The sequence below is a fragment of the Kitasatospora sp. NPDC004723 genome (assembly GCF_040609255.1).
GTDB lineage: Bacteria > Actinomycetota > Actinomycetes > Streptomycetales > Streptomycetaceae > Kitasatospora.
The window spans coordinates 1-22,064 of sequence record NZ_JBEXJT010000051.1; the positions used below are offsets into that span (position 1 = coordinate 1).

Genomic DNA, 22,064 nt, shown 5'->3' on the forward strand with positions numbered 1-22,064 from the left:
CAACCCCGAAACAAGTCCGAGGCCGGGGATGTCAACATATCTGGCGTTGACTTTTGGCACGCTGTTGAGTTCTCAAGGAACGGACGCTTCCTTCGGGCGGCTTTCACACCGGCCCTCCGGGCGCTTCGTTCTTTCGTGTTTCCAGCTTACCAGATGTTTTCCGCTCCGTTTTCCGGAGTTTCATTCATCCGATTCCCGCTGGGGGGATTTCCTTCAACTTCGCTCCGAAGCTTATCAAAGCTTTCGGTGTGCTCAGTTCCGGGATTTACCTTGTCGGAGAGGGCGTGCATTCGATGAAGCACACTCACCTCGACTCGGCGGTGTCGTAGACATTAACGCCCGAGCCTGGCTGTTGTCCAGCCGGTCCAACCGTTCAAACCTACTACCCCACCCCAACCACGTCAATGGTTTTGCCGGGATGCGAGAACAGTAGCAGCTCAGGGGCCTGTTGATCACATCGCTCAGGCCGCGACCGGCTGCAGGTCCGCCCGATCGGCCGCGTCCAGGTCACCGGTTTCTCCGGCCGCGGCGGCCTTTCGGCCCAACACCAGCGCATAGAACAGGAACGCCACCTCGGCGAGCACGCCGATGGTGATCCGGGCCCAGGTCGGCAGGCCGGACGGGGTCACGAACGCCTCCAGGACACCCGACACCGCCAGCACCGTGGCCAGGCCGATGGCCATGCCGATGATCGAGCGGCCCTGTTCGGCGAGTGCGGTGGCGCGGGTGCGCGGGCCGGGGTCGACGATCGTCCAGCCGAGGCGCAGCCCCAGGCCGCCGGCGACGAAGACGGCGGTCAGCTCCAGCAGGCCGTGCGGGATGAGCAGGCCGAGGAAGGTGTCGAGCCGGCCGGCGGAGGCCATCAGCCCGACGCCGAGGCCGAGGTTGAGGACGTTGCTCAGCAGCACCCACAGCACCGGGAGGCCGAGCACCACGCCGTACAGCAGGCACTGCACGGCGATCCAGGCGTTGTTCGTCCAGACCTGGGCGGCGAAGGAACTCGCCGGACGGTCGGAGTAGTAGGTCTCGTACGCGCCGCCGGGCCTGGTCATCTCCCGCAGCTCGGCCGGCGCGGCCAGGCTGTTGCGGACCTCGGGGTGGCCGGCCACCCACCAGGCGACCAGCGCGGTGGCGAGCAGGGAGAGCACCGCCACCGGGATCCACCAGCGGCGCGAACGGTAGAGCGCGGCGGGGAAGCTCACCGTGTAGTAGCGCGCGACGTCCCGCCAGCCGCTGGTCCGGCTGCCGGTGACCGCGTCGCGGGCCCGCGAGACCAGGCTGGTCAGCCGGCCCTCGAGGGTCGGGTCGGGCGCGGCGGCCTGGACCTTGGCCAGGTGCCCGGTGACGCGCTGGTAGAGGGCGACGAGTTCGTCGGCCTCCTCGCCGGTCGGGCGTCGCTTCCTGGCGAGGGCGTCCAGCCGGGCCCACTCCCCCTGGTGGGTGGCGACGAAGACGTCCAGGTCCATGCGGCGGCTCCATGGTCGGCGCGGGGCGCGCGGTCGGGCGGTGCGGACAGGTGGGCCCAGCATGCCAGGGCCGGACGACGTGGAGACCGTCGGGACCTCCCTTCCCGGCGGGCTCCGCGGCCCCGTATGTTGACGGCAGCAGATCTCGGGATCGTGGGGGCCGATCCGCCGGATTCCCCGCCCACGGACCGCATACCACCGACGGGAACGGACGGGTGTCTTGAGCGACCTGGTGACGGGCGAGGCGGTCGTCCTCGGCCTGCGCGCGGCGAAGCTTCCGAGCCGGGGGCTGGCGATCGTCCTCGACCTCACCGTGCAGATCGCGGGGCTGGTGGCGACGACCCTGCTGCTGAGCCTGGTCCTGGTCGACCTGGACGGTGCGGCGGTCGCCGCCGTGACGATCGGACTGACCGTCTTCTTCCTGGTCGCGCTGCCGGTCATGATCGAGACCCTGACCCGGGGACGCTCGCTGGGCAAGGCCGCCCTGGGGCTCCGGGTGGTGCGCAGCGACGGCGGGCCGGTGCGGTTCCGGCACTCGCTGGTGCGCGGGCTGGTCGGCTTCCTGGAGATCATCGTGCTGTTCGGGGTCCCGGCGGTGGTCTGCTCGGTGGTGTCCTCGGAGGGCAAGCGGCTGGGCGACGTCTTCGCGGGGACGCTGGTGGTCCGCGAGCGGGTGCCCGGCGGGAGCGGCTCGGCGATCGCGCTGCCGCCGGTGAACCCGCAGCTGCTGCAGGCGATCGGCGGCGAGCTGGTCGCGCTGGACCTCTCCGCCGTGCCGGAGCCGCTCTGGCTGGCCATCCGGCAGTTCCTCGGGCGCATCGGCCAGCTGGACCAGGTCGTCGCCCACCAGATGTCCGCCCGGCTCGCGGACGACCTGGCGGCCCGTACCGGCCATCCGGTGCCGTACGGGGTGCACCCGGCGGCGTACCTGGGGGCGGTGCTGACCGAGCGCCAGCGGCGCGAGTGGAGCCGGGCGCAGGGGTACGCGGCCCAGCAGGCCCAGGCCGAGGCGCAGGCCCAGCGGCAGGCACATGCTCAGGCCCACGCTCAGGCCCACGCCCACCAGCAGGCCTGGGCGCCGACCCCGCCGACCCCGCCGGCCGCACCGGCGCCGCCCGCCCCGCCGACGCCCCCGGCCTCCGGCAGCGGCTTCGCCCCGCCCGCCTGATCCGTCAGCGTCGCCCGACGCGTCAGCCGTCCGCGCCCTCGCCGTAACCGAACTCCGCCGGCCACGGATTGGGCGGCGACTCCAGCTCCTCCAACTCGACCCCGCCCGCCGCCAGCACCACGTCCCCGGCCAGGTGCACCACCTGCTGCTCGCCCGTCTCCAGGTCCGCCACCTGGTACCGCTCGACGACCAGCGGCCCCGAGTCCGTCGTATGCGTCTCGACGCCCTCCAGCAGCCAGCCCTGGTCGAAGGTGCGCGGCGCCAGCACCGGCTCGGTGAACGCGACCAGCCGCACCCGCGCGCTCGCCCCCTCCCGCAGCCGCAGCAGCCGCGCGGTGGCGACCAGGAACCCGGGCGAACGCCCGGTGAAGCCGTGGGCCCGGTCGTGCCCCTCCACCGCCTGCTCGCCGGCCGGGTCGGCCACGTCGGCCCGCACCCAGGCGACCCCGTCGACGGCGCCGCCGCGGACCTGCCAGCCGCCGGCCCGCAGCTCCATCCGCAGCGGCCGGGCGCGCGAGTCCAGGGTGAGGTCCACCGTGCCGAGGACGCGGCCGTCCGGTGCGTACGTCTTGGAGACGTACCGCCAGCCGGCCGGGCCGGGCGCGCAGCTGAACCGCTCCTCGCCGAGCAGGACGTGGTCGTGGGTGTCGTGGAGCGAGTACCGGCCGTTGGGCATGCCCGAAAGCCTACGTCCGGGATCTTTCGCGACCGGCATGCAACCTCCCCCCGACGGGCCGCATCAGGGAGGTGGGCGCTGCGAACCGAGGCATCGCCGGAAGGGAGATCCCATCGATGGCGAAGCAGACCCGCGACGCCGAGTTCACGGAGTACGCCTCCGCGCGGAGCCCATGGCTGCGCAAGGTGGCCTATCTGCTGTGCGGTGACTGGCACCGCGCGGACGACCTCGTCCAGGAGACGGTCACCAAGCTCTACGTGCGCTGGGGCCGCATGTCCAAGGTGGAGAACATCGACGGCTACGTGCGGACGGTCCTCGTCAACACGTTCCTCGCCGAGCAGCGCTCGCCGTGGGGCCGCTGGTCGGCGCGCCGCCGGGAGGACACCCTCCCGGAACGGGCGGTGCCCGGCCCGGACCTGGACGTCTCGGTCGACCTCCGGGCCGCGCTGTCCGCCCTGCCGCCCCGGCAACGGGCGACGGTGGTCCTGCGCTACTACTGCGACCTCACCGTCGAGCAGACCGCAGCCGCGATGGCGTGCTCCACCGGCAACGTCAAGAGCCAGACCTCCCGGGGCCTCGACGCGCTGCGTCGGCACCTCGACCGCGAGACCGCCGCAGCGGTGGCCGGTCCCTCCGAAAGGATCACCTCGTGAACGACCCGTACGACGGTTCCTCCCCGCTCAACGCGACCGAGCAGCGGCTGGCCGCCGAGCTCACCGCGCTGGCCGACTCCCCGGCGCCGACGGCCGCGTCCGACACCGCCTGGGCCGTCCGGACCGGCCGGTCCCGGCTGATGCGGCGGCGGCTGGCCGTGCTCGGCGCGGTGACGGCGGTGGCGGTCGGCGCCGCCACCCTGAACACCGCCTGGCCCGACGGCCGCTCGGGCTCCACCACCGTGGCGGCGGCCTCCGCCACCGCCGGCACCGCCGGGCTCCCGCTCGGCCCGGACACCGGCCGCGACCCGCTCGTGGTGCAGGGCACCTTCGGCCCGCTGCCCGCCGGTTTCGACACCGTCGTCTACAACAAGGGCTTCTCCGGGCAGCCGGGGATGTCGCAGGCCAAGGCCATCGGTCCGAAGCAGACGAACGCCACCGCCGACTTCAACCGCCAGCTGCTCTTCCTGACCGTCTACGCGCCCGGGGTCGAACCCTCGCTCGACTCCGGCGGTGCCGGACCCCGGTACCGGGTGGACACCGCCCCGGTGAACGGCAGGCCGGCGTACTGGGTCGGCAGCGCACCGGACAACCCGGCGGGCCTGGGCAGCGACTGGACGCTGCGCTTCCAAACCGCCGACGGCCGCTGGGCCCAGCTGCAGGCCTCGTACATGAGTGACGCGGACCAGGTCACTGACGTGGTGGTGCAGGTCGCCGCCGGGGTGCGGATCGAGCCGCAGGCGGTGGCCATGCCGTTCACAATCAACGGCCTGCCCGCCGGCCTGACCCGGGCGGGAGCGAGCTTGGACTACGGTCCGGAGAGCGGAAACAACCGTGCCTGGGAGGCGTCCGTCATCTTCATGCTGAGCGACAAGTCGATCTCCCTGACGGCCGCGCCCGACACCGGCCCGACGCCTAGCCCGACCAACCCGTTCGGCTTCCCCGTCCAGGAACAGCCGCACAGCTGCCGGAGCTCCCAGGGGGTCAAGCTCTGCGTCTCGGCGATGGACGGGGAGGCGGCCTTCGCCTCGATCGGCGGCTTCGCCGGCCTGCTCGACCGGGTCACCTCGCTCGGCACCGACGAGAACGCCTGGACCACGGAGGTCATCCGCTGAACCCGCTCCGCGCACGCCGGTGGCCGGCACTCCCCGCGGGGAGTGCCGGCCACCGGCGTGCGTCGGCACGGGGCCGATCGGTGTCACCGCATCAGTAGCGGTACTGCTCCGACTTGTACGGGCCCTCGACCGGGACGCCGATGTAGTCGGCCTGGTCCTGGGTGAGGGTGGTCAGCTTCACGCCCAGCGCGTCGAGGTGCAGGCGGGCGACCTTCTCGTCCAGGTGCTTCGGCAGCACGTAGACGCCGATCGGGTACTGCTCGGTCTTCGTGAACAGCTCGATCTGGGCGATCGTCTGGTTGGCGAAGGAGTTGGACATCACGAAGGACGGGTGGCCGGTCGCGTTGCCCAGGTTCAGCAGGCGGCCCTCGGAGAGCACGATGATGGTGCGGCCGTCGGCCTTGCGCCACTCGTGGACCTGCGGCTTGACCTCGGTCTTCACGACGCCCGGGAGCTTGCCGAGGCCGGCGATGTCGATCTCGTTGTCGAAGTGGCCGATGTTGCCGACGATGGCCTGGTGCTTCATCCGCGCCATGTGCGAGGCCAGGATGATGTCCTTGTTGCCGGTGGTGGTGATGAAGATGTCGGCGGTCTCGACGACGTCGTCCAGGGTGGCGACCTGGTAGCCGTCCATCGCGGCCTGCAGCGCGCAGATCGGGTCGATCTCGGTGACGATGACCCGGGCGCCCTGGCCGCGCAGCGACTCGGCGCAGCCCTTGCCGACGTCGCCGTAGCCGCAGACGACGGCGACCTTGCCGCCGATCAGGACGTCGGTGGCACGGTTGATGCCGTCGATCAGCGAGTGGCGGCAGCCGTACTTGTTGTCGAACTTCGACTTGGTGACCGAGTCGTTGACGTTGATCGCCGGGAACAGCAGCTTGCCGTCACGGTGCATCTCGTACAGGCGGTGGACGCCGGTGGTGGTCTCCTCGGTCACGCCCTTGATGGTGGCGGCGACCTCGGTCCACTTGTTCGGGGTCTCCACGAGCGTGCGGTTGAGCAGCTCGAGGATGATGCGGAACTCGTCGTTGTCGGCGGTGGACGGGTCCGGCGCGGCACCGGCCTTCTCGAACTCGACGCCCTTGTGGATCAGCAGGGTGGCGTCACCGCCGTCGTCCAGGATCATGTTCGGGGTCTTGCCGTCCGGCCAGGTCAGCGCCTGCTCGGTGCACCACCAGTACTCCTCCAGCGTCTCGCCCTTCCAGGCGAAGACCGGCACGCCCTGCGGGTTCTCCGGGGTGCCCTCCGGGCCGACCGCGATGGCCGCGGCGGCGTGGTCCTGGGTGGAGAAGATGTTGCAGGAGCACCAGCGGACCTCGGCACCGAGGGCGGTGAGGGTCTCGATGAGGACGGCGGTCTGCACGGTCATGTGCAGCGAGCCGGTGATCCGGGCGCCGGCCAGCGGCTGCGACTCGGCGTACTCGGCGCGGATCGCCATCAGGCCGGGCATCTCGTGCTCGGCGAGCTGGATCTCCTTGCGGCCGAACGGGGCCAGGGAAAGGTCGGCGACCTTGAAGTCACCGGTGGTGTCGGTCGACATGCGTCTGCTCCTCGCTGACGGGTGGGGCGTGGGCCGAGGTCCTGGAGTGCGTCACAACACGGCGGGCCGCGCGGGTGTGCGGCGACGCCGGGGCGCCCGGCCCGCGGCACGGTCGACCGGCGCGGCACGGATGCCCCGTTGCTCGGCACAAACCGTCGGAGGACCTCTCTCCCTCGACCGGCGCGCACCCCCTCGGGGGCGGGCCGCCGATCGACCGCCATCAGCAGCGACGTTCTGGCTCTGGGGACGAATCTACACCGACGGCCCCGGACGGCGGCCCGCTACGGCCGTTTTCGGCCTCCGCCCGGGGCGTCCGGGCACCTCAGTGCGCGCCGCCGGGAACGGGCCCGCCCGGCGTCGCGTACGGGTCGTCGCCCGCCGCCGCCTTCTCCGCGCTGTAGATGTCCGGCTCCAGGTAGATCACCCGGGCGATCGGCACCGCCCGCCGGACCCGCGCCTCGGCGGCGTCGATGGCCTCGGCGACCTCGGTGGCCGTCGAGTCGGCCGGGACGGCGATCTTGGCGGCGACCAGCAGCTCCTCCGGACCGAGGTGCAGGGTGCGCATGTGGATCACCTGGTCCACCGAGTCGTGGTCGACCAGCGCGTCCCGGATCCGGCCCACCACCTCGGGGTGCGCCGACTCGCCGAGCAGCAGCGAGCGGGTCTCGACCGCCAGCACGAACGCGATGACGACCAGCAGCAGGCCGATGCAGAGGGTGCCGACGCCGTCCCAGACGCCGTCCCCGGTGATCGCGGTCATCCCGACGCCGAACAGCGCCAGCACCAGACCGATCAGCGCGCCGCTGTCCTCCAGCAGCACGACCGGCAGCTCCGGTGCCTTGGCCCGGCGGATGTACGCCGACCAGCCGTGCGTCCCCTTGTCCTTGCGGGCCTCGCGGAAGGCGGTGAAGAACGACCAGCCCTCCAGCGCGACGGCGAACACCAGCACGCCCACCGGCCAGTACCAGTTGTCCAGCTCGTGCGGGTGGGCGATCTTCTCGTAGCCCTCGTAGAGCGCGAACATGCCGCCGAGGCTGAACAGCACGATCGACACCAGGAACGCGTAGATGTACCGCTCGCGCCCGTAGCCGAACGGGTGCTCGGGGGTGGCGGCCCGCTGCGCCCGCTTGCCGCCGACCAGCAGCAGCACCTGGTTGCCGGAGTCGGCCAGCGAGTGGACGCCCTCGGCGAGCATCGAGGAGGAGCCGGAGAAGGCGAAGGCCACGAACTTGCTCACCGCGATGCCCACGTTCGCGGTCAGCGCCGCGACCAGCGCCTTGGTACCGCCTTCGGTACTCATGCTCGGAAGGTCCCTCCGTCGGGGGCCGTCCGCGCGGCCCGTACCCGGTCGTCCGGTGTCCCGGTCGTCGTCGACCGCATACGGTACCGGGCCGCCCGCCGACGGCCCGTGACGACCGGTCCGGTACGTGGTTCCGGGACGGCCCGCCCGGGACCCGCTCCCGGGGCCCGGTCCGGGACGGCGGCTCAGGACTGTGCGGCGGCGAGGCCCAGGTAGACGGCGGCGAAGTCGGTGAGCGCCACCAGGTCGGCCAGCGCGTGCAGCGGGTCGGCGCGGTGGCTGGCGTACTCGGTGAGCCGGACGTCGTGCGCGGCGGCGAGCCGGTGCGCCCGGACGGCGCCGAAGCTGCGCGCACCGGCGTCGTCGGCCGGCACCTCGGTGGGGCCGGCGTCCGCCTCCCCCGCCGCGTCCGGGCCGGACGGCCCGGCACCGGACGACGCCTCGCCGGGGACGTGCCGCAGCAGCAGGACCTGGAGGTGCAGCGGGTCCGGCTCCTCGACCCGGTCACGGAAGAAGTCGTCGGGGTCGGCGCCCGCGCCGAGCTGCCCGGTGAACATGCCGCGGTGCGCGGTCAGCGCCTGCGGCAGCAGGCCCGCCAGCGCGGGACGCCCGGCCCGGTCGGCGAGCTGGGCGGCGAACCGGGCCGCCGCCGCGCCGGCCACCGGGCCCTCGGCCCAGAGCAGCGGGACGGTCCCGGCCAGCCGGGCGGCCAGCCCCTTCGCCGGGTTGGTGTACGCGGCGGCGTCCGGCCGGCAGCGGACGGCGGTGGCGTCCAGCAGGTCGGCGGTGAGCGGCAGCGCGTCGTAGGCCAGCTGGGTGACGCCGAGCTTCTGGGTGAGCGCGAGCAGCGGGGTGAGGTGGGCCCAGAGCGCCGCCGGGTCCTCGGCGGGCAGGTCCGGCTCGGCGCCGTGGCCTGCCGCGCCGCCGGTGTCGCCGGGCACACCCGGCTCGGCGGCCTCGACGGCGGACGGTACGAAGGGCAGCGGCAGGGCGCGGACCTGCCGGGCGGCCTCGGCGAGCGGGCTGTCCTCGGGCGCGGTGACGACGATCGCGCAGCCGCGCGCGTAGGCCTGCTCGGCGAGCGCGACCAGGCCCCGTTCGCCGCCGTCGGCGGAACTGATCACCAGCAGGTCGAGCGGGCCCGCCCAGCCGGGGAGCTGCCAGGCCAGGCCGGCGGTGAAGGCGGCCGGGGCGGTGGCGCGGTCGGGGCGCGGGACGGGAGCGGCGTCGACCGGCGGCAGCGGGGCGATCAGGCCGGCCGTCCCGGCCAGGGCGGCCAGCATCTCGCCGGCGGTCAGCGCGCTGCCGTGCCCGGCGACCAGGACGGCGCGCGGGCGGCCGTCGGGGCGCAGCCGGTCCAGCCCGGCGGCGTCGGCGAGCCGCAGGGCGGTGCGGACCCGGGCGCCGGAGCCGGCGAGGGCGAGCAGCGCGCGGTCGTGGTCGGCGCGCTGGAGGGCGGCTGGGTCGTCGAGCAGGGTGTCGTCGAGCATGCGGCGGGCCTCCGGCTGGTGGCTGGGCGCTGAGGACGGCGGACGGCGGACGCGGCGGGGCCGGTCCAGGGCGGTGTCCGGTCGGGGCGGAGCCGCCCCGTCCAGGATCAGGCCGGTCGGCGGGCCTCGTCCACCAGCAGGACCGGAATGCCGTCGCGCACCGGGTAGACGAGGCCGCAGTCCTGGCCGGTGCAGACCAGCTCCGGCTGCTCCTCGGTGCCGCCCTCGGTGAGTGCGGCCCGGCACTGCGGGCAGACCAGGATCTCCAGCAGGAAGGATTCGAGCTTCATGGCGTTCGGTCTCCGGTCTCGGTGCGGGCGGTTCGGCGGCGGCACGGCGGTGCCCCGGCCGGAGGAAACCCTACCGGCCGGGGCATCGGGGCCGGACGTCAGGCGCGGACGAGGGCCAGCACGCCGTCGCGCAGCTCGGCCATCTTCGCCGGGTCCTTGGCCTCGACGTTCAGGCGCAGCAGCGGCTCGGTGTTGGAGGCGCGCAGGTTGAACCACCAGTCCGGCCCGGCCACGGTGAGGCCGTCCAGCTCGTCGACGGTGGTGCCCTCGACGGCGAAGGCGGCGCGGACGGCGGCGGTGCGGCCGGCCTGGTCGGCGACGGTGCTGTTGATCTCGCCGGAGGCGGCGTACCGGTCGTACTCGGCGGTGAGCTCGGAGAGGGTGCCGGGCTGCCCGCCGAGGGCGGCCAGCACGTGCAGCGCGGCGAGCATGCCGGTGTCGGCGCGCCAGAAGTCGCGGAAGTAGTAGTGCGCGGAGTGCTCGCCGCCGAAGACGGCGTCGGTGACGGCCATCTCCTGCTTGATGAAGGAGTGGCCGACGCGGGTGCGCACGGGCGTGCCGCCGAGCTCGCGGACCACCTCGGGGACGGTCCAGGAGGTGATCAGGTTGTGGATGATCGTCGGCTCGGCCTCGCCGGCGGCCTTGGCGCGGGCGATCTCGCGGGCGGCGACCAGCGCGGTGATGGCCGACGGGGAGACCGGCTCGCCGCGCTCGTCGACGACGAAGCACCGGTCGGCGTCGCCGTCGAAGGCGAGGCCGAGGTCGGCGCCGACCTCGCGGACCCGGGCCTGCAGGTCGACCAGGTTCTTCGGGTCGAGCGGGTTGGCCTCGTGGTTGGGGAAGGTGCCGTCCAGCTCGAAGTACATCGGGACGAGCTCGATCGGCAGGCCGTCGAAGACGGTGGGCACGGTGTGGCCGCCCATGCCGTTGCCGGCGTCGACGACGACCTTGAGCGGGCGGATCGCGGTGAGGTCGACCAGGCCGAGCAGGTGGTCGGCGTAGCCGCGCAGGGTCTCCCGCTCGGAGAGGGTGCCCGGGGCGACGTCGCGGGCCGGGACGGTGACGGTGTCGTCCGCGCCGGTCCAGGACTCGACCAGCTCGCGGATCTCGGCGAGGCCGGTGTCCTGGCCGACCGGGGCGGCACCCGCCCGGCAGAGCTTGATGCCGTTGTACTGGGCCGGGTTGTGGCTGGCGGTGAACATCGCGCCGGGCAGGTCGAAGGCGCCGCTGGCGTAGTACAGCTGGTCGGTCGAACAGAGGCCGATCCGCACGACGTCGGCGCCGTAGCCGGCCGCGCCCTCGGCGAAGGCCAGGCTCAGCGACGGGGAGGAGGGGCGCATGTCATGGCCGACCACGATCGCGGTCGCTCCGGTGACCTGCACGAACGCGGCGCCGAAGGCGCGGGAGAGGCTCTCGTCCCACTGGTCCGGGACGACGCCCCGTACGTCGTACGCCTTCACGAGCTGCTTGAGGTCGCGCACTGCGGCTCCACCCTGGTTCTGTGTCTGATCGGCGAACGCGCCGGCGGCCTGGCCGGCGGGCTGGTCGCCCCGTGGTCACGATAGGTCCGGGCAGGGCGAAGGCCGCTACCCGGTAGGGGGGAGCGTACCCGGGCCGGCGGAACGGTTCGTGCGGGGGCGGGAGCGGGGCGCGGGCGGGAGCCGGACCGGGCGCGGGTCAGTTGTCGGGCGAGCGGAGCACCCGCAGGTGGCCGCGGCGGCTGCCCTCGATGGACTCGCCCTGGGGGGCGCGGCCCTGACGCGGGGTCGGCGGGCGGGCGGCCTCACGGACGGCGTTGGCGAGCGCCTCCAGGTCGTCGCTGCTGCGGCGCAGCGGCCCGGCCTCGGCCGCGAGCCGGACCACCTCCCAGCCGCGCGGGGCGGTGAGGCGCTCGGCGTGCTCGGCGCACAGGTCGTAGCAGTGCGGTTCGGCATAGGTGGCGAGCGGTCCGAGAACGGCGGTGGAGTCCGCGTAGACGTACGTCAGCGTCGCGACGGCCGGACGGCCGCACGCGGTCCGCGAACAACGACGTACAGAGCTCACGAGGGTGGACGGTACAGCACTCCCTGCCGGGGAGCGAAGACCGCCTGTCCGGAGGGGGTGCCGTGTCGTCGCCCGCGCGCCGCCCGGTCGCTCCGCTCGCCCCGGGCGAACAGCTGCGGGGGTGGTCCACTTCCTGGCGTCCAAGGACTACTCTCGGCAGTGATATGGACAGCTCCGCACCGCAGTCATCGACGGGTCCCTCACGCCGCCCGCGGCACCGTGACCGGCACGGCCGGGGTCTGCGCGGCCCGTTGGCGCCGCCGCAGGTCCCGATCTCGCTCACCCGCTCCGAGTTGTTCGACGACTACGTGCGCGAGTCGGTGGAGCGGCTGGAGCGGCGCTGGCCGCAGCTGATCGAGGTCGAGTTCGCCGTCCAGGAGGTGCCGCTGCACGAGCAGGACGGCACCGATCCGGACGGCGGGGTGCCGCTGGGCCGGGTGTCGCCAGGCCGGCAGGGCCGCAAGAGCCAGATCGTGGTGTACCGCCGGCCGGTGGAGATCCGGGCGAAGTCGCGGGAGGACCGCGCGGCGCTGGTGCACGAGATCCTGATCGAGCAGGTGGCGGAGCTGCTGGGGCTCTCCCCCGACGCGATCGACCCGCGCTACGACGAGGACTGAGCGGAACACCGGAGGGGCCGCACCCGTGATCGGGTGCGGCCCCTCCGGCGTTGCGGGCGCGTTCAGCGCAGGACCACGCCCGGGTCCTGGGCGGCCCGCGGGACCTTGACGCTGGAGCGGTCGTCGCGCAGCGCCTGGACGGTGAACATCGGCACGTCCTTGGTGGTGATCGCGAGCATCCGGGCGGCGACGACCGGGCCGCCGGAGACGGTCTCCACGGTGAGCGCGTAGCTCCCGTTGAGTCCGGCGGGCTCGGGCGCCGGGAGGGCGACCGTGCCGCCGGCCGGCAGCTGGACCTCCTTGGTGGCGGGGGTGCCGCCACCGGTGCCGGCCGAGGCGGTGACCCGGACGGTCGCGGCCTCGCCGGTGGAGGTGAGGAAGAGCGTGGACGCGCCGCCGCCCCGGTTGTCGGCGACGGTGGCGCGGGCGCCGACCGGTACCGTGCCGGTCAGCCAGGCCGCGTCGGACTTGCCGTTGGCGGCGGCGCGGTCGACCCGCAGGCCGGCCACCACCGGGGTGGGGTGCTTGTCGTCGCTGGGCGACACCCGCAGGCCGGCGACCTCGTCGCGGGTCACCTTGCCGAGGTCGACGGCCGCCACCATGCCGGCCTTGACGTGGATCGACTCGTTGCCGGCCGGGGTGAACCAGCCGTTCTTGCCGGAGAGCTCGATCTTGAGGTCGGCGTCGTCCTCCGGCGGGGCCCAGACGACCAGACGGGCGGCCGTGGTGTCGGCGGGCAGGCCGGGCAGCACCTGGACGGGCGCCGGGTCGGCGGAGGCGGGCACCCAGTCGGCGCCCTTGTTGCCGTCGGCGGCGTGCAGGGCGGCGCCGACCCGGCCGCTGCGGGCGACCACGTGCACGGCGAGGTCGGCGACCTGGCCCTTGCTGAGGGTGGGCAGCAGCACCGACTGCGAGCTGCCGGGGGCGATGGTGATGCCGTTGGCGGCGTCGTTCTCGATCGGGCCCTTGTCGCCGTAGAGCTTGAGGTCGACCACGGCGGCGCTGGACTCGGTATTGACCAGGCTGATGTAGTCGGTGCGGCCCTCGGCGGTGGAGGCGCCGGCGAACCAGAAGCCGGTGCCGGCGGGCGTGCAGGTGATCCCGGACAGGCCCAGGCCGCGCTGCTCGGTGACGGTGGTGGTCTGGGTGACGGTGAAGCCGGGGGCGAGCGCGCCGGTGGCGACGGCCCCGGAGCCGGGGGCGATGTCGCCGTTGGCGGCGGGGGCGGTCACCGGGGTGCCGGGCTTGGCCAGGGTGAGCCGGGCGTCGGTCGGGGCGGTGTCCTTGTCCACGGCCGCGGCGGCGGTGGGGGCCGCGGGCGCGGGCGCGCCGGTGGCGGCCGGGGTCGCGGGTGCGCCGCTCGGGGCGGCGGCGGGCGGGGCGGCGGCGGGCGCGGCCGCGTCGGAGAGCCAGCCCGCGCCGCCGGTGGCGTCGCCGGCGCCCGGCGGGGTGTAGGCGGTGAGGCTGGTGGAGCCGGTGAGGCCCTGGAGCGGCATCGGGCAGACCGCGGTGCTCCGCTCGACCTGCGCCGAGGTGGCGGTGGCCGCGTCGGTGCGGGCCGGGGCGGCCGGCGGGCGGAGCTCGGCGATGCCGACCACCGCCGCGAGCACCACGGCCGCGGCCAGCAGCGACTGGGTGGTCTTCGCCGCACCCGAGCCCTTCGGCGCGGGGGCGCCGCCGGGGGCCCCGGCGGGCTCGGCCGCGGGGGCGGTGTCCGGCGCGGCGGACTTCTTCCTGAAGGCGGGCTTCTTCATCGCGGGTCAGCTCCCCGATCCGTGGTGGTGCGGGTACCGGCCCGGGCCGTTCGGGTCGTGGGGCTCGTTCGGGTCCGGCTGCTCGTAGTAGGGCTCGGCCTGCTGCTGGCCCGGCACCCACGGCTGCTGGCCGGTCGGCTGGGCGGCCTGCTGGTAGGGGTCGTAGCCGTACTGCTGGTCCGCCGGGTACGGCGGGTAGCCCTGCTGCTGGTAGCCGTCCTGGCCGCCGTAGCCCTGGCCGCCGTACGGCGCGCCCACCGGCTGCTGGGCCGCGTACGGGTCGTAGCTGTACGGGTCGGCCTGCGGGTACGCCTGGTACGGGTCGGTGTACGGCTCGGCCTCCTGGGCGGCGGCGGCCGCCTGGACCGCTCCGGCCACCGGCTCGGCGGCGGACTGCGCCGGGATGGTGCCCGGCCGGCCCTCGTACACCCCGGTCTCCGGTTCGTCGGTGTCCGGGACCGGGCTCTCGGCGCCCTCGCCGCGCTCGGCCATCCGGCGGGCCCGGCGGCTGCCGGGGGCCGGGGCCTGCGCCTGGGCGGCGGCGGCCAGTGCGGCGGCCTCGACCACGTCCTCGGGCAGGTCGTCGTCCTTGTGGTTGCGCCGGCCGGGCAGGGCCAGCACCAGCACGGTCAGGCCGAGCAGCAGCTGGGCCCAGATCCATCCGGTGTGCAGCAGGCTGCCCTCCCGGGTGACCAGCAGCTTGCCACCGCCGGCCGGGAGCTTGAAGCCCTGCGCCCAGCCGTCGACGGTGACCGGCTCCAGGGCGGTGCCGTCCAGGGTCGCCTTCCACTCCGGGGCGGCGGACTCGGCCAGCCGCAGCACCCGGCCCTCGGGGCCGGCCGGCAGGGTGGTGTCCAGGTCGCGCTCACCGGCCGGGACGACCACCGGGACGGTGCCCGGGGCGGTGATCAGCGCGCGGGTGGCGGGGGTGCCGTCGACCTGCCAGAGCGCGGCGCCGCCGTCCTGGTTGGCCTTGACCAGGCCGGGGGTGGTGTCCAGGACGTCCTTGAAGACGCCGATCAGCGGCTGGTCGACCAGTACGTAGGCGATGCCGTAGCGGGAGAGCGCACCCGCCTGGTCGGCGCCGGAGCCGGCCAGCAGGCTGCCGACCGTGCGGTCCAGGCCGGCCGTGGTGCCGGTGGCCGGGTCGACGGTGGACTCGGCCTGGCCGAGCGTCAGACCGGCGCCGCGGACCACGGTGTAGCCGACCGAGCCGCCCTTCGGGTCGCCGGTGACGACCAGGGTGCGGGAGCGGTCGGTGGTACCGGCCTGCTCGGCGATGAACGCGGGCACCTGGGCGCCGCGGCCGCGGTGCAGCGGACCGTCGGCGCCGGTGACGGCCCACCAGAGGCCGGTGCCCAGCGGGGCGAGCACGGCGGCGGCCACCACCAGGGCGGCGACCGGCTGGCGCCAGCCGAAGGCGATGCCGGCCACTCGGGCGTTGGCGCCGTCGGCGCCGATCGCGGCGGCGGCGAGCAGGGCCACGCCGGCCAGCAGGGTGGCGGGGCCGGACCACGCGGGTACGGCCGGCCCGCCGGAGGCCGGGGTCACCGAGGTGCCGGCCACCGCGACGGCGAAGACCAGTCCGGCACCGGCGGCGCCCCAGGCGGCGAGCACCGCGCGGCGGCGGTCGGCGCGCAGCAGGGCGGCCAGCGCGGCGAGCACCACACCGGCGGAGAGCCACACCGGCGGCACGCCGGCGCCGCCCGGGTTGACCAGGAGCAGCCCGGCGGCGGTCGGGCCGGCGCCGTGCAGGCCGGGCAGACCGGCTTCGAGCAGCAGTCGCTGCGGGTGCGTCAGCACCTGGATCGACCAGGGCGCGAGCACGCCGACCGGCACCGCGAGGATCACCAGGACACGCAGGCCGAGCAGCCGCAGCGCCGTGACGCCGGAGCCGAAGGCGCCGCCGCGGACCACCGCGGTGACCAGCATGGCCAGGCAGAGCGGAACGGCCAGCGCCCAGATCAGCGGGACGAAGGCGGTGGCCAGGGTGAGCAGCAGGACGGTCATCCAGGCGGGCCGCCAGCCGGGGCGGGCGCCCTTGGCGGCGCTCTCGTCCCGGATGCCGAGGCCGGCGGTGATCGCGGCGGCGCGGGCCAGCGGCGGCAGCAGCACGGCCAGCACGGCGGTGCCGATCCGGCCCTGGGCGAGCGCGCCGGTGGCGGCGGGCAGCAGCGCGTAGGTGGCGCTGGCCCAGGCGCGGACCAGCTTGGAGTCGATCAGCGGCCGGGAGACCAGGTAGGCGCTGACGGCGGAGAGCGGCACGGCGAGGACGACCAGCAGGGTGACCGCGAGGTCGGCGTGGTCGAACAGCAGCCAGGAGAGGATGGACAGCACCGCGAGGTAGGGCGGCGAGGCGGCGGTGGAGCCGGTGCCGACGGGGTGCCAGGCGTCGGCGTACATCGACCAGAGCCCGGCCGCGCCGTCGGTGGCGGGCAGCAGGGCGCCGCCGAACAGGGCGTCGGCGCCGAGCAGGCCGCGGCAGGCGACCAGGGCGAACACCAGCAGGGCGGCGAACAGCACCGGGGCGGGGCGCCGGACGAGCTTCTTGACCAGCGCGAACTGCTCGACGACCAGGTCCTCGGCGTCCTCGTCGCCGCCGGCCTCGGCGGTGCCGTGCCGGCCGGCGCCGGCGTCGTCGCCGCCCCCTATGCCGAGCGAGCCGACGACGCCCTCGACGGCGAGCCGGGCAGTGGCGCCGGGTGCGGGGAAGAGCGTGCGGTCGTCCAGGGCGTCGGCGGCGCGGCTGCGGGCGCGGCGCTTGCGGGCGGCCAGCAGCCGGGGCAGCCGGACGAGTTCGTGGCCGAGGCCGGCGAGTTCGTCGAAGGCCTGCTTGGGGTCCTTGCCGAGCAGGTTGGCGACCACCCGCAGCAGGGTGCCGAGCACCAGCCGCAGCAGGACGTAGGGGAAGAGCGCGCCCTTGGAGTTGGCGAGCAGGGTGTAGACGGCGCCGGCCTTGTCCACCCGGTGCGGGTGGGCGGGGCCGCAGTCGATCGCGCGGCGCTCGCGGCTGGCGGCCTCGGCGTGCCGGAGCACGGCGTCCGGGGCGACCACGACGCGGTGGCCGGCGGCGTTGACCCGCCAGCAGAAGTCGGTGTCGTCGCGCATCAGCGGCAGCGCCCGGTCGAAGCCGCCGAGCTCCTCGAAGACGTCGCGGCGCACCAGCATGCCGGCGGTGGAGACGGCGAGCACCGGACGGACCTGGTCGTGCTGGCCCTGGTCCTGCTCGCGCCGGTCGAGGCCGGTCCAACGGCGCCCGGAGCGGGCGATGCTGACGCCGACCTCCAGCAGCTGCCGGCGGTCGTACCAGCTGCGCAGCTTGGGACCGACGACGGCGGCGCTGGGGGTGGAGTCGGCGACCTGGAGCAGCCGGCGCAGCGCGTCGGTCTGCGGTTCGCAGTCGTCGTGCAGCAGCCAGAGCCACTCGACGGGCCGTGTCTCCCGGGGGCCGCCGCGGCCGAGGTCGTCCTGCTCGCCGAGCGGGTCGCCGAAGTCGTCCCAGCCGCCGGTGACCGGGTCGTAGCCGGAGGGGTCGAGCCGGTAGGGCAGGTCCTCGGCGCGCAGCGGGGGGCTGTTGAAGACGGCCTCGCCGACGGCGGTGCCGAAGCCGGCCCGGCGGCCGAGGACGGTCGGGCCGCTCTCGGGGAGCCAGTCGGCGAGGGTCTCGGCGAGCAGGCGCGGGGAGTCGTCGGTGGAGCCGGTGTCGACGGCGAGCACACGCTGCACCGGGCGGTCCTGGCCGAGCAGGCCGGCGAGGGCCTGGGGCAGCCAGCGGGCGCCGTCGTGCGAGACGATCACGGCGGTGACCAGATGGCGCGGGTAGGCGGGCGGCCTGCTGGAGGAGAGGCCGCTCTGGTGGCTGTAGACGGTCATCGCGTGCGCGGGCCCCAGTTCTCGGTGGACACAGCCGGTGAACGGCAACCGGATGGCGCACCACACTAACGGCTCCGGGTTGCGGCTCCGTCCACGGCGTCCGTCCCGGGTGCCCGGCCGGGAACGCGAAAGCGCCTCACCAAGGGTGGTGAGGCGCTTCGTGGCAGGTCGTCCGTACGGGCCGGGTGTTCGAGGATCCGGGGTCCGGGGATCCGGGGGACGCGTCCACCCCGGTCAGACGGCGCTCTTCTTGAGCCGGCGGCGCTCGCGCTCGGAGAGGCCGCCCCAGATGCCGAAGCGCTCGTCATTGGCGAGGGCGTACTCCAGGCACTCGGAGCGGACCTCGCAGGCGAGGCAGACCTTCTTGGCCTCGCGCGTGGAGCCGCCCTTCTCGGGGAAGAAGGATTCCGGGTCGGTCTGGGCGCACAGCGCGCGCTCCTGCCAGCCGAGTTCCTCTTCCTCCTCGATGCCGTCACCGATCAACAGCTCAAAGAGCTCGCTCATGTGGCGCGCCTCCTCTGCCCCTATTGGCGTCCCCGTGGTTGCCGTTGCCTCGTGCGGCCGACGACACGAGTGAAATTACAGTTGCGTCACTCTGGCCCAGTCAAGCCGAGCTCTGGTATTGGGGCCAGGATTCACTCCCCGGCACCAAGCCGTTACGAATAGTGTACATAACCGGACACAACGGACCTCTCACCCGATCGCCCTCGAAGGCCGGTGAACCCTCCGCAACCGGGGGCCGGGTGACACGCAGTCACCACCACAAGGCCGGTCATCGGCCTCCCTTCCCGGCGATCTTCCCATCGAAACATAGAGGGTGATTTATCACCCCATCGGGTAGTTCATGACTCATCTCTCCCGAATGTCCGCTCTCCCCGAGTTGACACCGGCCCCTCCCCTGCGATCTCCTTACCCCCATGTCAGAGTTCGCCAGCCCCCGGAGCGGTTCCGCCCTCCGCCGTGCCGTGAACTCCTGTTGTCGCCTCTGTTCCTGCCGCTGTATCTAGGCGCCCGCCGTCCCGCCGCGCGCCGCCCAGGAAGCACAGAGGCCGCCCGCGATTCCCGCCCCAGGACATCCCGGATCCGGCTGATCCCCTGACGACCCAGCCCTCCGAGGACGACTCCCGTGCGAATGATCCGCATCCGCAAGCGGAACCGCGACCGCAGCAAGACGACCCTCCCCCAGCCCCCCGTCGCCCTCTCCTCCGGCGGCCACCCCGCGGGCCACCCGTGGGCCGACGGCCTCAGCGACGTCTCCATCGCCGGCGACCCGCTGGCCTTCCCGCACCTCGCCCGCACCGACCTGCCCACGCACCCGGTCACCGTCGCCGACCACGCCCGGCTGGTCCGCGAGATCGCCGCCGACCGCGCCCGCTGGGAGCCGCTCGTCCGCTACGACGCGCTCACCCGCTGGTACGCCCGGCTGGAGACCGGCCCCGGCTACGAGGTCTGGCTGCTCAGCTGGCTGCCCGGCCAGAGCAGCGGCCTCCACGACCACGGCGCCTCGGCCGGCGTGATGACCGTCGTGCGGGGCGAACTCGTCGAGCGCTCCCTCACGCACGCCGGGGACGGTGCCCGCACGCTGCGCCCCGGCGGGCAGCGGGTGTTCTCCGCCGGCTACCTGCACGAGGTGGTCAACGGCTCGCTGGAGCCGGCCGTCTCCATCCACCTCTACAGCCCCGGCCTGACCGAGATGAACCAGTACGGCGGCGCCGCGGCCGTCCCGGAGCAGCACCAGCAGACGTCCGCCGAGGTTGGCTGAGACCCGGCGGCGGGTTGTCGAGGACCGGGCTGACGACCCGTCGGCGCGTGGCAGGATGGGCGCATGCGCATCGTGGCACTGGCAGGCGGGATCGGCGGAGCGCGTTTCCTGCGCGGACTCCGGGAGGCCATCGGTCCCGAGGACGAGATCACCGTCATCGGCAACACCGGTGACGACATCCACCTCTTCGGGCTGAAGGTCTGCCCCGACCTCGACACCGTCATGTACACCCTCGGCGGCGGCATCCACGAGGAGCAGGGCTGGGGCCGGACCGACGAGACCTGGTCCATCAAGGCCGAGATGAAGGAGTACGGCGTCGGGCCCGAGTGGTTCGGGCTCGGCGACCGTGACTTCGCCACCCACCTCGTGCGCAGCCAGATGCTCACCGCCGGCTACACCCTCAGCCAGGTCACCGAGGCGCTCTGCGTGCGCTGGCGGCCCGGGGTGCGGCTGCTGCCGATGAGCGACGACCGGGTCGAGACCCATGTGCGGATCACCGACGAGCAGGGCACCCGGGCGATCCACTTCCAGGAGTACTGGGTCAAGCTGCACGCCGCCGTCGACGCCGAGGCGATCGTGCCGGTCGGCGCGGACACCGCCAAGCCGGCGCCCGGCGTGCTGGAGGCCATCGCCGCCGCCGACGTCATCCTCTTCCCGCCGTCCAACCCGGTCGTCTCGATCGGCACCATCCTCGCCGTGCCCGGCATCCGGGCCGCCGTCGCCGCCGCGCCCGCCCCGGTGGTCGGGCTCTCCCCGATCATCGGCGGGGCGCCGGTGCGCGGCATGGCCGACAAGGTGCTCGCCGCCGTCGGCGTCGAGGCCACCGCCGAGGCGGTCGCGCTGAACTACGGCTCCGAGCTCATCGACGGGTGGCTGGTGGACAGCGCCGACGAGGCCTCCGTCGCCGCCGTCGAGGCCGGCGGGATCGCCTGCCGGGCCGTGCCGCTGCTGATGACCGACGTCGCCGCCACCGCCGAGATGGCCCGGGCCGCGCTCGCGCTCGCCGAGCAGGTGCGCGGGTGACCCTCCAGATCCTGCCCGTCGGCGGGCTGCCCGAGATCGACGCCGACTCCGACCTCGCCGGGCTGATCGCCAAGGCCGCCGAGTACCAGGACGGCGACATCCTGCTGGTCACCTCCAAGGTGGTCAGCAAGGCCGAGGGCCGGATCCTGGAGGCCGCCGACCGGGAGGCCGCGATCGACGCCGAGGCCGTCCGGGTGGTCGCCCGGCGCGGCCCCACCCGGATCGTCGAGAACCGCAACGGCCTGGTGATGGCCGCCGCCGGCGTCGACGCCTCGAACACCGCCCCCGGCACCGTCCTGCTGCTGCCCGAGGACCCGGACGCCTCCGCCCGCGCGCTGCGCGCCCGGCTCCAGCAGCTGACCGGGCGCCGGCTCGCCGTCGTCGTCACCGACACCTTCGGCCGGCCCTGGCGCAACGGGCTCACCGACGTCGCCATCGGCGCCGCCGGGCTGCCCGTCCTGGAGGACCACCGGGGCCGCACCGACTCGCACGGCAACGAGCTGGCGCTCACCGTCACCGCCACCGCCGACGAGCTGGCCGCCGCCGGCGACCTGGTGAAGGGCAAGGCCACCGGCACCCCGGTCGCCGTGGTCCGCGGCCTCGGCCACCTGGTCACCGTCGAGGACGGCGAGGGCGTCCGGCCGCTGATCCGGCCCGCCGACCAGGACATGTTCCGGCTCGGCACCTCCGAGGCGATCCGGCAGGCCGTCACCCAGCGGCGCACCATCCGCGCGTTCACCCCCGAGCCGGTCGACCCGCAGGCCGTCCGGCGCGCGGTCACCGCCGCGGTCACCGCGCCTGCGCCGCACCACACCACGCCGTGGCGGTTCGTGCTGCTGGAGAACCCCGAGGTGCGGACCCGGCTGCTGGACGCGATGCTCGCCGCCTGGCGCCGCGACCTCGCCGAACTCGACGGCTGGGACGAGACCAGGATCGCCCGCCGCACCGCCCGCGGCGACGTCCTGCGGGCCGCCCCGTACCTGGTGGTGCCCTGCCTGGTGATGGACGGCTCGCACGACTACCCCGACGAGCGCCGCGCCGCCGCCGAGCGGGAGATGTTCACCGTGGCGATCGGCGCCGCCGTGCAGAACTTCCTGGTCACGCTGGCCGCCGAGGGCTACGGCTCGGCCTGGGTGTCGTCCACCATGTTCTGCCGCGACACCGTCCGCGCCGCCCTGGACCTCCCCGCCCACTGGGACCCGATGGGCGCCGTCGCCGTCGGCCACCCCGCCGAACCCCCGCGCACCCGCCCCGACCGCTCCGCCGCCGCCTTCATCGAGGTCCGGTAGGGAGG

At 74.3% G+C, this 22,064-nt stretch carries 18 protein-coding genes; 7 read left to right on the plus strand and 11 right to left on the minus strand.

What is annotated here, in order from left to right:
• Positions 1-461 precede the first annotated feature (461 nt).
• Positions 462-1,466 carry a stage II sporulation protein M gene (locus ABZW10_RS32525; RefSeq protein ID WP_355373202.1) on the minus strand — a complete coding sequence of 335 codons (1,005 nt, stop codon included), beginning with the start codon at positions 1,464-1,466 and terminating at the stop codon, positions 462-464.
• A 220-nt stretch (positions 1,467-1,686) separates the two neighbouring features.
• Between ABZW10_RS32525 and ABZW10_RS32530 the strand changes: the two genes are divergently transcribed.
• On the plus strand, positions 1,687-2,634 hold the full coding sequence (locus ABZW10_RS32530; RefSeq protein WP_355373204.1) for an RDD family protein: 948 nt from the start codon (positions 1,687-1,689) through the stop codon (positions 2,632-2,634).
• 22 nt (positions 2,635-2,656) lie between these two features.
• On the opposite strand, the gene ABZW10_RS32535 is transcribed toward ABZW10_RS32530, so the two are convergent.
• Positions 2,657-3,310: a hypothetical protein gene (locus tag ABZW10_RS32535; RefSeq protein ID WP_355373207.1), complete on the minus strand. Its 654-nt coding sequence runs from the start codon at positions 3,308-3,310 to the stop codon at positions 2,657-2,659.
• 116 nt (positions 3,311-3,426) lie between these two features.
• Between ABZW10_RS32535 and ABZW10_RS32540 the strand changes: the two genes are divergently transcribed.
• Both ABZW10_RS32540 and ABZW10_RS32545 read left to right on the plus strand, forming a co-directional pair.
• The gene (locus ABZW10_RS32540) at positions 3,427-3,963 is read left to right on the plus strand and encodes a SigE family RNA polymerase sigma factor (protein ID WP_355373210.1); all 537 of its coding nucleotides are present in this window, start codon (positions 3,427-3,429) and stop codon (positions 3,961-3,963) included.
• The gene (locus ABZW10_RS32545) at positions 3,960-5,078 is read left to right on the plus strand and encodes a hypothetical protein (RefSeq protein WP_355373213.1); all 1,119 of its coding nucleotides are present in this window, start codon (positions 3,960-3,962) and stop codon (positions 5,076-5,078) included. The genes ABZW10_RS32540 and ABZW10_RS32545 overlap by 4 nt, the downstream gene beginning before the upstream one ends.
• Before the next feature lie 91 nt (positions 5,079-5,169).
• Here ABZW10_RS32545 and ahcY read toward each other — a convergent pair whose 3' ends face one another.
• From ahcY to ABZW10_RS32575, 6 genes are all read right to left on the minus strand, one after another.
• On the minus strand, positions 5,170-6,618 hold the full coding sequence (ahcY, locus tag ABZW10_RS32550; RefSeq protein ID WP_355373215.1) for an adenosylhomocysteinase: 1,449 nt from the start codon (positions 6,616-6,618) through the stop codon (positions 5,170-5,172).
• Between the two features lie 322 nt (positions 6,619-6,940).
• Positions 6,941-7,918: a cation diffusion facilitator family transporter gene (locus tag ABZW10_RS32555; protein WP_355373217.1), complete on the minus strand. Its 978-nt coding sequence runs from the start codon at positions 7,916-7,918 to the stop codon at positions 6,941-6,943.
• A gap of 185 nt (positions 7,919-8,103) precedes the next feature.
• On the minus strand, positions 8,104-9,408 hold the full coding sequence (locus ABZW10_RS32560; protein ID WP_355373220.1) for an SIS domain-containing protein: 1,305 nt from the start codon (positions 9,406-9,408) through the stop codon (positions 8,104-8,106).
• Between the two features lie 107 nt (positions 9,409-9,515).
• Positions 9,516-9,698: a Trm112 family protein gene (locus ABZW10_RS32565; RefSeq protein ID WP_355373223.1), complete on the minus strand. Its 183-nt coding sequence runs from the start codon at positions 9,696-9,698 to the stop codon at positions 9,516-9,518.
• Positions 9,699-9,796: 98 nt separating this feature from the next.
• Positions 9,797-11,179 (minus strand): phosphomannomutase/phosphoglucomutase, encoded by a 1,383-nt coding sequence (locus ABZW10_RS32570; protein WP_355373226.1) that lies wholly within the window; start codon positions 11,177-11,179, stop codon positions 9,797-9,799.
• Positions 11,180-11,375: 196 nt separating this feature from the next.
• Complete coding sequence (locus ABZW10_RS32575) at positions 11,376-11,741, minus strand: DUF3499 domain-containing protein (protein WP_355373229.1); 366 nt, start codon at positions 11,739-11,741, stop codon at positions 11,376-11,378.
• A gap of 164 nt (positions 11,742-11,905) precedes the next feature.
• On the opposite strand from ABZW10_RS32575, the gene ABZW10_RS32580 reads away from it, so the two are divergent.
• On the plus strand, positions 11,906-12,358 hold the full coding sequence (locus ABZW10_RS32580; RefSeq protein ID WP_355373231.1) for a metallopeptidase family protein: 453 nt from the start codon (positions 11,906-11,908) through the stop codon (positions 12,356-12,358).
• 62 nt (positions 12,359-12,420) lie between these two features.
• On the opposite strand, the gene ABZW10_RS32585 is transcribed toward ABZW10_RS32580, so the two are convergent.
• From ABZW10_RS32585 to ABZW10_RS32595, 3 genes are all read right to left on the minus strand, one after another.
• Positions 12,421-14,112, minus strand: coding sequence for a DUF5719 family protein (locus ABZW10_RS32585; RefSeq protein WP_355373234.1), 1,692 nt, complete (start codon positions 14,110-14,112; stop codon positions 12,421-12,423).
• Between the two features lie 6 nt (positions 14,113-14,118).
• On the minus strand, positions 14,119-17,985 hold the full coding sequence (locus tag ABZW10_RS32590; RefSeq protein WP_355373236.1) for a glycosyltransferase: 3,867 nt from the start codon (positions 17,983-17,985) through the stop codon (positions 14,119-14,121).
• Between the two features lie 234 nt (positions 17,986-18,219).
• The gene (locus ABZW10_RS32595) at positions 18,220-18,489 is read right to left on the minus strand and encodes a WhiB family transcriptional regulator (protein WP_030310813.1); all 270 of its coding nucleotides are present in this window, start codon (positions 18,487-18,489) and stop codon (positions 18,220-18,222) included.
• 622 nt (positions 18,490-19,111) lie between these two features.
• Between ABZW10_RS32595 and ABZW10_RS32600 the strand changes: the two genes are divergently transcribed.
• The 3 genes from ABZW10_RS32600 (at position 19,112) to ABZW10_RS32610 (ending at position 22,059) form a co-directional block, all read left to right on the plus strand.
• Positions 19,112-19,747: a cysteine dioxygenase family protein gene (locus ABZW10_RS32600; RefSeq protein ID WP_355373239.1), complete on the plus strand. Its 636-nt coding sequence runs from the start codon at positions 19,112-19,114 to the stop codon at positions 19,745-19,747.
• A gap of 63 nt (positions 19,748-19,810) precedes the next feature.
• Positions 19,811-20,770 carry a 2-phospho-L-lactate transferase gene (gene cofD, locus ABZW10_RS32605; protein ID WP_355373241.1) on the plus strand — a complete coding sequence of 320 codons (960 nt, stop codon included), beginning with the start codon at positions 19,811-19,813 and terminating at the stop codon, positions 20,768-20,770.
• Positions 20,767-22,059, plus strand: coding sequence for a coenzyme F420-0:L-glutamate ligase (locus tag ABZW10_RS32610; protein ID WP_355373242.1), 1,293 nt, complete (start codon positions 20,767-20,769; stop codon positions 22,057-22,059). The genes cofD and ABZW10_RS32610 overlap by 4 nt, the downstream gene beginning before the upstream one ends.
• The last annotated feature ends 5 nt before the right edge of the window (positions 22,060-22,064 follow it).

Excerpts from the sequence above, each read along its gene's own strand:
- ABZW10_RS32525 (WP_355373202.1), bottom strand. The coding sequence starts at position 1,466 with ATGGACCTGGACGTCTTCGTCGCCACCCACCAGGGGGAGTGGGCCCGG.
- ABZW10_RS32535 (WP_355373207.1), bottom strand. The coding sequence starts at position 3,310 with ATGCCCAACGGCCGGTACTCGCTCCACGACACCCACGACCACGTCCTG.
- ABZW10_RS32540 (WP_355373210.1), top strand. The coding sequence starts at position 3,427 with ATGGCGAAGCAGACCCGCGACGCCGAGTTCACGGAGTACGCCTCCGCG.
- ahcY (WP_355373215.1), bottom strand. The coding sequence starts at position 6,618 with ATGTCGACCGACACCACCGGTGACTTCAAGGTCGCCGACCTTTCCCTG.
- ABZW10_RS32555 (WP_355373217.1), bottom strand. The coding sequence starts at position 7,918 with ATGAGTACCGAAGGCGGTACCAAGGCGCTGGTCGCGGCGCTGACCGCG.
- ABZW10_RS32560 (WP_355373220.1), bottom strand. The coding sequence starts at position 9,408 with ATGCTCGACGACACCCTGCTCGACGACCCAGCCGCCCTCCAGCGCGCC.
- ABZW10_RS32565 (WP_355373223.1), bottom strand. The coding sequence starts at position 9,698 with ATGAAGCTCGAATCCTTCCTGCTGGAGATCCTGGTCTGCCCGCAGTGC.
- ABZW10_RS32580 (WP_355373231.1), top strand. The coding sequence starts at position 11,906 with ATGGACAGCTCCGCACCGCAGTCATCGACGGGTCCCTCACGCCGCCCG.
- ABZW10_RS32585 (WP_355373234.1), bottom strand. The coding sequence starts at position 14,112 with ATGAAGAAGCCCGCCTTCAGGAAGAAGTCCGCCGCGCCGGACACCGCC.
- ABZW10_RS32590 (WP_355373236.1), bottom strand. The coding sequence starts at position 17,985 with ATGACCGTCTACAGCCACCAGAGCGGCCTCTCCTCCAGCAGGCCGCCC.
- ABZW10_RS32595 (WP_030310813.1), bottom strand. The coding sequence starts at position 18,489 with ATGAGCGAGCTCTTTGAGCTGTTGATCGGTGACGGCATCGAGGAGGAA.
- cofD (WP_355373241.1), top strand. The coding sequence starts at position 19,811 with ATGCGCATCGTGGCACTGGCAGGCGGGATCGGCGGAGCGCGTTTCCTG.